Below are 10,913 nucleotides of genomic sequence, written 5' to 3' on the forward strand. Positions count from 1 at the left end.
AAAAGTATATTCTAAATGACTATTAGATGAGTCAATTAGAATATACCAGGAATATTATATGTTTGATACAATTTTATTTGATTTAGATGGTACTTTATTGCCTATGGATCAAGAGAAATTTACAAAAGCGTATTTTTCTTTGATGGCTAAAAAGATGGCAGGGCATGGATATAAAGCAGAGGACTTAATTCAAAATATTTGGAAAGGAACCAAAGGAATGATTTTAAATGATGGCTCTTTGAGTAATGAAGAAGTGTTCTGGTCGGTTTTCTGTGAATTCTATGGTCAAAAAGCACGGGATGATGAACCTGTATTTGAAGAATTTTATAAAACGGATTTTCAACAAGCAAGAAGCTCGTGTGGATTTAATCCCAAGAGTAAAGAAGTAATTGATGAATTAAAACAAAAGTATCCTTTGATTTTAGCAACCAATCCTATTTTTCCACGTATCTCAACGTATTCTCGTATAGCTTGGGCGGGGTTGGATGTGAATGATTTTAAACACATTACGACATATGAAAATTCACATTCTTGTAAACCAAATTTAATTTACTATCAAGAAATTATTGATTTATTTAATTTAGATCCTAGTAAATGTTTGATGATAGGAAATGATGCAACAGAGGATATGGTAAGTGAACAACTTGGTTTTAATGTCTTCTTATTAACTGATGATTTAATTAATACAAAAAATGTGGATATTTCGAAATATCCACAAGGAAGCTTTGATGATTTATTGGCATATATTCATGCTCAAGAAGAGTAAAAAACTTGTTAAGAGGTTTTCTACTCTTCTTTTTTAAAGATAGGATAAATACTAATCAATATTAGAATATATCGAATAATATCGACGATGATGAAGAATATATATACACGAACGGGATATAGGTTCTGCGTAAAATATTGAAATAGCGTTTTAGCATAGAATAAAATTCGAACACATTCTAAAATAAAACATAAGCCAACGGATTTCTTTGAAAAAGGGTGACTATAATAAAATAAGAAAATAGGAATGGTCCAAATAACGGCGGAGTAAATACAAAATAAAAACATATCTTTTATCGCAAATACGCTTTGAAGATCATTTGATTCAAATAATGATGCGAATATTTGCATAAAAATAGGAAAAACAAGAAGTGATCCGTATACACAAATTCCTAAACGCAAACAAAGTTGAGGAAGGGTAAATGGTTCTTCATCTTTCGTTTTGTTTTTACTTTTTAAATAATAATTTTCAATGTCTTCATCGTCTTCAATTTCTATTTCGTGGTCATAATATACTTTAGCCCAGCGATTGTTTCGTAAATATCCTCCGTACTTTAACAAACCAATGTTTTTGATAAATAAAGCGACTATCCAGATAATATATGGAATAATGTGAAAATAATCGTTTATTAGATAATAAGCTGGAATAAATAATAAGGCAAAGGAATATAAATTTCCAAGTGAATAAAGCCATCGTGCAAATTTTTTTCCAGTACTTAATAAGGTAAATAATAATCCATATAAACAGAGTTCACTCAGAAAACTTGCGATTAGAACAGAGTGAATCGCAAACTGTACTTGCTCCATAAATTTTAATTGGAATATTAAATAGAATGTTATAAAATAGATAAGAACGATGAAAAATACAGTCCAATGATTTCGATTAACTATCTTTTTTGCTTTTTCATAAATGATTTGATCTTGATTCATAGATGTATTATATCATAGTTCATGGGAGGGTATCATGGAATTTAAATCAATTACAATTGAAAGAGTCGTACAAGAACAAAACACTGCTAAAATGATGAAAAGTGGATCACTTGAAGTCTTGGCAACTCCACAAATGATTTCCTGGATGGAAGAAGCTTCTTGTCTATGTTTGGAAGGACAAATGGATGAGGGTGTGACAAGTGTTGGAACTTGTATTAATGTATCTCATGATAAAGCAAGTGCAGTTGGATCTACAATACATATAACATCAGAAATATCAAAAATCGATGGACGTAAAGTTTGTTTTCAAGTGATTGCTTGTGAAGGTGAAGAAATCATTGGAAAAGGATATCATGAACGCTTTTTAGTTAATGAACAAAAGTTTTTAGAAAAATTAAAGTGAAACCGGCTGGTTTCACTTTTTGTTATATTGGAAATAATAAATACATATAGAAGCAGCTATTGCGACGTTTAAACTTTCAAATTGATTCATTTCAATTTGAATACATTCATCACAACTATCTACAATCTCTTGTTTAATACCACTTCCTTCATTTCCTAACACAATGGCAAAACTATTTTCTGGAACAATTTCTTGAAGCATTTTAGCTTTTTGATGTAAAGCTGTGGCATACACTTTTATGTTCTTCTTTTGTAATTGCTTTATCTTTTCTTTTATATCGCATACAAAGACAGGCAAATGGAAAAGAGCTCCTTGTGAGCTTTGAATAGTTTTTAAATTATATAAATCGGCACATTTATTTGATAAATAAATACAATCTATACCAAAGCTATAGGCACTTCGGATAATGGTTCCTACATTTCCAGGATCTTGAACGTCATCTAATAATAAAACTTTAGAGTAATTGTCATTTTTGTATGTTTGCTTTTGACAGACACCTATCATTTTTGCGTTTGAAACTTGGTTTGATAATTTATTGATTACGCTTTGAGTGCATTCAAAACAAGGAAAATCAAATGGATTTTCTATTGTATCAAGAATATATAACTCTTTTAAAACGTTTGCGTGAATGGCTTCTTGAATTAAATGTTCTCCTTCTACAATGAATAAACCAGTTTTATCGCGTTCTTTTTTTGTGTGTAATTTTGTGCGTTCTTTTATTTTTTTATTCTGAATTGATTCTATTTTCATGGCAATATTATAACACGATACGATTGGATTTAAAATATGTTTGTGACACCGATAATGTCAATTAAAGATGTTTAATATAAGCGTAGATGAGATAACAAATGAATTTTTTAAGTTATTGGAAAAATTACAATTTATGTTTGAGATTTTATCTGCTAGAAAAAGAATGAACGTTTTAAATGGAGGGTTTTGGTTTGGTTGAATTTGTTTTATTGAGCGCGGAAATAAGTAATGTTAAGTTTATTGCACAACATGTTAATTCGATTTGCGGATTTCATTTTAGTGATGAAAATGTATTTAGTAGTTATAAATCATTTAAAAGAAGTGATTGTTATCAACAAGCTAATGTATTGATTATTGATACAGATTTAAAAGACTGGAAAGAATATGCATCTATGTTTAAAAAAGAAGCGGCTTATTATGGAATAATGTTTATTGGATCTGATTTAAGAGTAGGGTATCAAGTATATGATTATGATCCAATCGCATTTATTTATAAAAATGAATTAAATCCATATTTTGATCAAGCTTTAGAACGCATTCAAAAAGATTTAGCGTCAAAAGATCAACGTTACTTAAATGTAAGTTGGCGCAATACGATTTATATTTTGCATCAAAGTGATATTTTGTATTTAGAAAGAGATAAGAGAAAAACCATTATACACTTGAAAGATGGAAGAACGTATGTAACGTATACCAGCTTAAATGGTCTTGAAAGTCAGTTAAAAGAGAGTTTTATGCGGGTTCATTTTAGTTATTTAGTTAATTGTGATTATGTATTTGAATATCATAGAAATAATTTGAATATGGTTGATAAAACGTTTATCCCTATTTCTCGAAAGTATGTCAAAATAGTAAAAAAATATTTTGAATCGCGGAAATAATCGATTTATCACAAATTTGTGATATAGTATGATTCAAGAGGTGGTAGAATGGTTACAATTCATGATTTGTATGACTTGAATCATACATTAGCTAAAAGTTATTTGGAACAATTTGTGTATCCATGGGAAGCTTTAAAAGGAATTAAAGAATTTATTATTCAATTAGGGCAAACTTTACCTGAAGATTACGTTGAAATTAAAGAACATGTCTGGGTTCATAAGACAGCAAATATATTTGAAAGTGCTTATTTAGGGGCTCCTTGTATTATTGGGGCCAATACAGAGGTTAGACATTGTGCTTTTATCAGGGGAAGTGCTTTAATTGGTGATAATTGTGTTGTGGGAAATAGTGTTGAATTAAAAAATGTTATTTTATTCGATAATGTACAGACACCACATTATAATTATGTTGGCGACAGCATCCTTGGATATAAATCACATATGGGAGCTGGTTCTATTACAAGTAATGTAAAATCTGATAAGACATTAGTTGTAGTGCATGGAAAAGATAAACAATATGAAACGGGATTAAAAAAATTTGGAGCAATGCTTGGAGATTATGTTGAAGTTGGATGCAATAGTGTTCTAAATCCAGGAACTGTGATTGGACCTCATTCAAATGTTTATCCGGTAAGCTGTGTTCGAGGAATAATTCCTGCTAATTCGATTGTGAAAACGGGAATGAATGTCGTTGAAAAAAATTAGGCTTCAATATGTAGTGTTGACAGTAATCTGGTTGGGATTGATTTATTATTTTTCATCGCAAGGTGCTAGTCAATCACAAAATCAAAGTTTATTTATCACAAATATTGTAAGTATAGTTTTTCGCTTTGAAAATAGTGAAATACTTCATGGTATTATACGAAAATGTGCACATGCATTTGAATATTTTGTATTAGGGTTTCTTCTTTATAATTGTGTGAAAGATAAACGATGGATGATGATTTGTATATTGTTATGTTTTTTCTTTGCTGGAATGGATGAGTTTCATCAATTGTTCGTTCCATTAAGGCATGGCTCAATCTTGGATGTCTGTTTAGATGGTTTTTCAAGCTTTTGTTCAATATTGTTATGTCATAAAATCTTGAAGTTTTAAATTTTATTTTGTATAATCATAAGGCAAAGCGTTGAACAGGAGTAGTAATTATTTGTCCTTGTAAAGAGACTTAAACTCGTTGGCTGTAAGGTTTAAGATAAGAAGGAATAATGAATTCACCTGGGAGTGAGAGTTAATCCTCTTCCGTTTCATACGGTTATCATGATAATTAAGTGCTTAAAAGGCGAAATAGGATGGTACCGCGATTAGTCGCTCCTATGTCGTCTTTTTTTTATTTATAGAAAGGATCAAAAAATGAACGAAATTGAACAATTACGACAAGAATTTAATGAAAAAATTTCATCTTGTCAAAGTTTATCTGAATTAAATGATTTACGTGTTTCTTATTTAGGAAAAAAAGGACCTGTTCAAGGGTTAATGAAATTAATGAAAGATCTTCCTAAAGAAGAAAAACCTGTTTTCGGGCAAAAAGTAAATTGTTTGAAAAGTGAATTATCAGATTTAATTGATGCAAAGAAAGTAGAATTAGAAGAAAAAGAAATGCTTTCTAAAATTGAAAGTGAAAAAATTGACATCACTTTACCTGGTAGAAAACCAAATATTGGTACAATTCATCCGCTTAATTTAATGTGGGAAGAGTTAGAAGATTTATTTATTGGATTGGGATATCAAGTGATTGAAGGAAACGATATTGTTGATGATTTATATTGTTTTGAAAGAGCAAATATTCCTAAAGATCACCCTGCTCGTGATATGCAAGATTCACTTTACATTGATGAAAACAATTTATTGAGAACACATACTACAGCTATTCAAATGGTGGTACTAGAACAATCTGCACCAAATCCAGTAAAAGTAATTTGTCCTGGAAAAGTATATCGAAGAGATGATGATGATGCTACACATTCACATCAATTTATGCAAATGGAAGGATTAGTTGTTGGTGAAAATATTTCTCTATCAGATTTAAAAGGAACATTGTTATTTATGGCTCGTAAAATTTTTGGGCAAGATAAACAAATTCGTTTCCGTCCTTCTTATTTTCCATTCACAGAACCAAGTGTTGAAGTAGATGTAAGTTGTCATGTTTGTGGTGGTAAAGGTTGTCCAACTTGTAAAGGAACAGGATGGATTGAAATTTTAGGAGCGGGAGAAGTAAATCCGAATGTATTAAAAATGGCTGGATATGATCCTGAAAAAGTAAGTGGATTCGCATTTGGAGTTGGTATTGAACGTATGGCAATGTTGAAATATGGTATTGATGATATTCGTCATTTCTATACAAATGATAAACGCTTCGCGGATGAATTTAAGCGTTTTGAGTAGGAGGTTGTATTATGAAAATTTCAAGAAAATGGTTATCACAATACATGGATATTTCGGACTTAACAATTGAACAGTTACAAGAAAAAATCACGAATGCTGGATTTGAAGTAGAGGCAATTGAAAAACAAAGTCAAGGAACGAATTTAGTAATCGGGTATGTAGAAGAATGTACAGATCATCCTGATAGCGACCACCTTCATTGTACAAAAGTAAATGTTGGGGATGCTGTTTTGGATGTTGTTTGTGGAGCTCCTAATGTTGCTGCTGGACAAAAAGTAATCGTGGCAAAACCAGGTGCTATTTTACCAGGAGGAGAAATTAAAGCAGGATCTATTCGTGGACAAAAAAGCGAAGGAATGATTTGTGCTTTGTTTGAATTAGGAGTGGATTCTAAATTATTGACAGAAGATCAATTGAATGGAATTGAAATTCTTCCTGAAGATGCTCCAGTAGGAAATACAGATCCATTAGGATATTTAGGATTAGATGATGAAATTTTAGATATTGGTTTAACACCAAATCGTAGTGATTGTTTAGCTAGTTTTTCAATGGCACTTGAAGCAGGAGCTATTTTGAATCGTGAAGTAACACTTCCCGAATTTGATGGTGCAAGTGATATTGGAACAAGTACAACTTTGAAAATTGATAGTAAAACAGATCGTTGTCCTTATTTTTTAGGAAAAATCATTGGTTCTGTTAAGATTAAAGAAAGTCCAAAATGGATGAAAGAACTATTGATGGCAAGCGGTGTTCATTCAATTAATAACGTAGTTGATATTTCTAATATTGTTATGTTAGAAACAGGTCAACCAATGCATTTCTATGACATGGATGCGATTCCTAATCATGAAATTACAGTAGCAGATGGATTTGATGAAGATTATACTGCTTTAGATGGAGTGACTTATCGTTTACAACCAGAGGATTGTGTAATCACAAACCAAGGTAAGCCAATTGGTATTGCAGGTATTATGGGTGGAGATGATTCTAAAATCTTGGATACTACTAAAGGATTAATTATTGAATGTGCTCATTTTGATCATGTTTCAATTCGTAACACAGCTCGTCGTTTGTCCTTGCAAACGGAAGCAAGTGTTCGTTATCAAAAGGGTATTGAACCATTAGCGGCTAAAAAAGCTTTGGATCGTGCTGTACAACTACTAATTGAATACGCTGATGCGGAATTAATTGAAGAAACAGTAGAATATGGAAATAATCCATATGAACCAAAAGAAATTAAATGTACTTTAAACGATATTAATCGTTTATTAGGAACTTCTTATAATTGTCAACAAGTGTATGATATTTTTGAACGTCTTCATTTTGCTCCGGTATTAAATAATGAAGAATTTACAGTAACTATTCCTTCTTATCGTACGGACATGGAAGGGAAAGCGGATTTAGCTGAAGAAGTTATTCGTATTATAGGGTTTGATTCACTTCCTACAACACTTCCATTAATGGAAATGACAGAAGGTAAATTAAATGAAAAACAAAAATTAAAACGTACAATTCGTCATTACTTTGCCTCACAGGGATTACAAGATTGCATCACTTATACTTTAATTAGCACAGAGAAAAAAGATAATGCGATTATGCCAAAAGGAGATGCAGTTGAATTAGCAATTCCAATGAGTGAAGAAAGAAGATGGATTCGAACAAGCATTTTACCAAGTTTATTGGATACAGTAAGCTATAACCAAGCAAGAAACAATAAAGATTGTAATGTGTTTGAATATAGTGATGTATCTTATGTTGGTGGTCAACAAAGTCGTGTAGCATTTGCGATTAGTGGACAATTACAACAATCAAGATGGACTGGTTACTCATTACCAAGTGATTTCTATACTGCAAAAGGATTAATTGAAAGTTTATTAGATCAAATTGGTATTGCATCGGCTCGTATTGCATTTAAAGAAAATACTATTGATACAAAACACTTCCATCCATATCGAAGTGCAGCTATTTATATTGGTAAAGATTGTATTGGATTGTGTGGACAAATTCATCCATCATATGAAAAACAAACAAATGTTAAAGGTGTAATTATGGCTGAATTAGACTGTGACTTATTGTTATCAATTAAAAAAGCAAAAGTTAAGTTCACACCACTTTCAAAATATCCAAGTGTTTCTCGTGATTTAGCCTTTGTTATTGATCGTGACATGCCAGTAGAAAAAGTCATTAATGTTATGAAAAAACAAGGCCGTGTTAATAAAGAAATGGTTATTCGTAACATTGAAGTATTCGATGTATATGAAGGAGAACATGTTAGTGAAAATGAAAAATCAGTTGCGCTTTCAGTTTTATTCCAATCAGATACGCATACATTGAAAGATGAAGAAATTAATACAGTATTTAATAATATTATTGCTGCAATTGTAAAAGATTGTAATGCACAATTAAGAGGATAGTAATCCTCTTTTTTTTGTATTTACTTTTTTGTTATCGGGTTATAATGAAATAGAGGTGGCAAAATGGAAAAATTTATAATGGCAATTGATCAAGGAACAACAAGTACAAGAGCAATTTTGTTTGATCATGAGCGAAATGTAGTGGCAATGTCACAAAAAGAAACGACTTTATTTTATCCACAACCAGGATGGGTGGAACAAGATGCTAATGATATTTATTTGTCAACTTTAGCTGTTTGCATGGATGTTATATCAAAGGCTAAAATTTCACCTAAACAAATTGCATCGATTGGAATAAGCAATCAAAGAGAAACAACAATAATATGGGATAAAGAAACGGGATTGCCTATTTATCATGCAATTGTCTGGCAATCAAAACAAACAGATGGAATTTGTGATGAATGGAAAGAAAAAGGGTATGAATCTATAATTTCTAAAAAAACGGGAATGCGAATTGATCCTTATTTTTCGGCTTCTAAAATTGTATGGATTTTAAATCATGTCGAAGGTGCGAAAGAAAAAGCTAAAAAAGGGGGATTGTTATTTGGTACAGTTGATTCATGGCTTGTATGGAAACTAACTGGTCAACAAGTTCATATCACAGATGTATCAAATGCATCACGAACTTTATTATTTAACATTGAAACGTGCACATGGGATGATGAATTATTGGAATTGTTTGATATTCCAAAAGCGATTTTACCTGAAATCAAAGCAACATCATGTCATTACGGAAATACGAGTCCTTATTTGTTTTTAAATGAAGAAATTCCAATTTGTGCAGTTGTAGGAGATCAACAAGCTGCTTTATTTGGACAGGGATGTTATGAAATGGGAAGTGTTAAAAATACCTATGGAACAGGTGGTTTTATGCTGATGAATACGGGTGATAAAATTGTACGTTCTAATTCTGGCTTAGTAAGTACAGTTGCTTGGAAAATTGGCGATAAAATCACATATGCTCTAGAAGGAAGTATATTTGTTTCGGGTTCTTTGATTAAATGGCTTCGAGATGAATTAAAAATTATTAATAGTGCATCCCAAACAGAACAAATGGCATTATCAGTAGATAGCTGTAATGGATTATATATTGTACCTGCTTTTGTTGGTTTAGGAGCTCCGTATTGGAATGATAAATGTAGAGCAAGTATTGTTGGTTTAACATTTGGAACAAATAAAAATCATCTTGTTCGTGCGGCACTAGAAGCTATGGCATTTCAAAGTAAAGATGTGTTAGAGGCTATGGTTGAAGATAGTGGTGTAGCAATCAGTTCTATAAAAGTAGATGGTGGGGCCGCAGCGAATAATTTCTTACTTCAATTTCAAAGTGATATTTTAATGTGCGATATCGAAAGATATAAAATTAATGAATTAACGGCACTAGGAGCAGCATATTTAGCTGGTTTATCTTGTTCGTATTGGACGTATGATGATTTAAAGATGGATTTAGATCGTGTGTTTAAACCATCTCGTTCAAAAAAAAATATTGATAAAATCTATGGAGGATGGAAAAAAGCGGTCCATGCTTGTATGGAATTTTAGATTTTGATAAAATACCAACATGAGTAATGTATTGTTTAAACAAGATTTTATCGATGTTCTGAATGAACTAAAAGTTGAACAGGGTAGTCTTATATGTTTACAAGCAAATTTATCAAAGTTTCCTAATGTATTAGGAGGATATCAAACGTTATTTGATGCGATTTGGGAAGTTATAGGTGAAGATGGTTGCATAATGATTCCGTCTTTTACTTATAGTTCGTTGGACCCTGCTTGTATGGGGATTTATTATGACTATCAAGATTGGCAACAAATTAGAGAAGAAATGCCAGGATATAATACAGCATTAACGATGAGTGATGTAAATAGCTTGTGTGTAAATCAATTCATGATGCAAAAAGGAGTGATACGCTCGAATCACCCAGTATATAGTTTTGTGTTTAAAGGAAATATGAGTATGGATTGGGTTAAGCAAACAATGAATTATCCTATTTCGTTTGGACATGTACTTAAAGGATTTGCGCATCGTAAAGCGTATAATATTTTGATAGGATTTGATAAAGAAGAAAGTGTTTTATTGCCTGCAATTGCCAAAACTATTGGAGTTGGCAGTGTTCAAGTTGAAAAAGCATATGTGCAAACCGCAAAGAAAAAAATGGTAAAGACATATTTAAATGTTAAATGTGATTTAGAACAACGAAAAGAATTATTAGAATATTGTTATGTAAAAGAAAGCATGATCTCAAATCAAGTGATTTCCTGTTTATCAATAGAAGAATTGGCGTAGAAAAAGGATTAAACGAAAAAAGTTTAATCTTTTTTTATTTTTTTAAAAAAAGTGTTGACTCTAAAAAGGTGATTTGGTAATATAAATGGGCGCTTGATGA

11 protein-coding genes are annotated in these 10,913 nt (G+C 31.3%); 9 read left to right on the forward strand and 2 right to left on the reverse strand.

What is annotated here, in order from left to right; translation table 11 throughout:
- Window positions 1-58: 58 nt before the first annotated feature.
- Window positions 59-766, forward strand: coding sequence for an HAD family hydrolase (locus tag ACI313_RS03030; protein ID WP_439755239.1), 708 nt, complete (start codon window positions 59-61; stop codon window positions 764-766).
- A 20-nt stretch (window positions 767-786) separates the two neighbouring features.
- On the opposite strand, the gene ACI313_RS03035 is transcribed toward ACI313_RS03030, so the two are convergent.
- Window positions 787-1,695, reverse strand: coding sequence for a hypothetical protein (locus ACI313_RS03035; RefSeq protein WP_320608124.1), 909 nt, complete (start codon window positions 1,693-1,695; stop codon window positions 787-789).
- A 34-nt stretch (window positions 1,696-1,729) separates the two neighbouring features.
- On the opposite strand from ACI313_RS03035, the gene ACI313_RS03040 reads away from it, so the two are divergent.
- Window positions 1,730-2,098: a thioesterase family protein gene (locus ACI313_RS03040; protein ID WP_320608123.1), complete on the forward strand. Its 369-nt coding sequence runs from the start codon at window positions 1,730-1,732 to the stop codon at window positions 2,096-2,098.
- A gap of 12 nt (window positions 2,099-2,110) precedes the next feature.
- On the opposite strand, the gene ACI313_RS03045 is transcribed toward ACI313_RS03040, so the two are convergent.
- Complete coding sequence (locus tag ACI313_RS03045; RefSeq protein ID WP_320608122.1) at window positions 2,111-2,848, reverse strand: TrmH family RNA methyltransferase; 738 nt, start codon at window positions 2,846-2,848, stop codon at window positions 2,111-2,113.
- Between the two features lie 191 nt (window positions 2,849-3,039).
- Here ACI313_RS03045 and ACI313_RS03050 point away from each other — a divergent pair, with 191 nt between their 5' ends.
- The 7 genes from ACI313_RS03050 to ACI313_RS03080 all read left to right on the forward strand — a co-directional run bounded on the left by ACI313_RS03050 (window position 3,040) and on the right by ACI313_RS03080 (window position 10,813).
- Window positions 3,040-3,729, forward strand: a complete 690-nt coding sequence (locus ACI313_RS03050) for a LytR/AlgR family response regulator transcription factor (protein ID WP_320608121.1) — start codon at window positions 3,040-3,042, stop codon at window positions 3,727-3,729.
- Between the two features lie 48 nt (window positions 3,730-3,777).
- Window positions 3,778-4,434: an acyltransferase gene (locus tag ACI313_RS03055; RefSeq protein ID WP_320608120.1), complete on the forward strand. Its 657-nt coding sequence runs from the start codon at window positions 3,778-3,780 to the stop codon at window positions 4,432-4,434.
- The gene (locus ACI313_RS03060) at window positions 4,415-4,825 is read left to right on the forward strand and encodes a VanZ family protein (RefSeq protein WP_407066610.1); all 411 of its coding nucleotides are present in this window, start codon (window positions 4,415-4,417) and stop codon (window positions 4,823-4,825) included. The genes ACI313_RS03055 and ACI313_RS03060 overlap by 20 nt, the downstream gene beginning before the upstream one ends.
- Before the next feature lie 255 nt (window positions 4,826-5,080).
- A complete protein-coding gene (gene pheS / locus ACI313_RS03065; RefSeq protein WP_439755241.1) occupies window positions 5,081-6,112 on the forward strand; it encodes a phenylalanine--tRNA ligase subunit alpha in 1,032 nt (343 codons plus the stop codon).
- Between the two features lie 11 nt (window positions 6,113-6,123).
- Window positions 6,124-8,526, forward strand: coding sequence for a phenylalanine--tRNA ligase subunit beta (gene pheT, locus ACI313_RS03070; RefSeq protein ID WP_320608118.1), 2,403 nt, complete (start codon window positions 6,124-6,126; stop codon window positions 8,524-8,526).
- Between the two features lie 63 nt (window positions 8,527-8,589).
- Complete coding sequence (glpK, locus tag ACI313_RS03075; protein WP_439755243.1) at window positions 8,590-10,068, forward strand: glycerol kinase GlpK; 1,479 nt, start codon at window positions 8,590-8,592, stop codon at window positions 10,066-10,068.
- A 19-nt stretch (window positions 10,069-10,087) separates the two neighbouring features.
- Window positions 10,088-10,813 (forward strand): AAC(3) family N-acetyltransferase, encoded by a 726-nt coding sequence (locus tag ACI313_RS03080; RefSeq protein WP_439755244.1) that lies wholly within the window; start codon window positions 10,088-10,090, stop codon window positions 10,811-10,813.
- Window positions 10,814-10,913 lie beyond the last annotated feature (100 nt).

This window comes from Floccifex sp., from assembly GCF_051873495.1.
Classification (GTDB): Bacteria; Bacillota_I; Bacilli_A; order Erysipelotrichales; family Erysipelotrichaceae; genus Floccifex.

Excerpts from the sequence above, each read along its gene's own strand:
- ACI313_RS03040 (WP_320608123.1), top strand. The coding sequence starts at position 1,730 with ATGGAATTTAAATCAATTACAATTGAAAGAGTCGTACAAGAACAAAAC.
- ACI313_RS03045 (WP_320608122.1), bottom strand. The coding sequence starts at position 2,848 with ATGAAAATAGAATCAATTCAGAATAAAAAAATAAAAGAACGCACAAAA.
- glpK (WP_439755243.1), top strand. The coding sequence starts at position 8,590 with ATGGAAAAATTTATAATGGCAATTGATCAAGGAACAACAAGTACAAGA.
- pheT (WP_320608118.1), top strand. The coding sequence starts at position 6,124 with ATGAAAATTTCAAGAAAATGGTTATCACAATACATGGATATTTCGGAC.
- ACI313_RS03035 (WP_320608124.1), bottom strand. The coding sequence starts at position 1,695 with ATGAATCAAGATCAAATCATTTATGAAAAAGCAAAAAAGATAGTTAAT.
- ACI313_RS03080 (WP_439755244.1), top strand. The coding sequence starts at position 10,088 with ATGAGTAATGTATTGTTTAAACAAGATTTTATCGATGTTCTGAATGAA.
- ACI313_RS03055 (WP_320608120.1), top strand. The coding sequence starts at position 3,778 with ATGGTTACAATTCATGATTTGTATGACTTGAATCATACATTAGCTAAA.
- ACI313_RS03060 (WP_407066610.1), top strand. The coding sequence starts at position 4,415 with ATGTCGTTGAAAAAAATTAGGCTTCAATATGTAGTGTTGACAGTAATC.
- ACI313_RS03030 (WP_439755239.1), top strand. The coding sequence starts at position 59 with ATGTTTGATACAATTTTATTTGATTTAGATGGTACTTTATTGCCTATG.
- pheS (WP_439755241.1), top strand. The coding sequence starts at position 5,081 with ATGAACGAAATTGAACAATTACGACAAGAATTTAATGAAAAAATTTCA.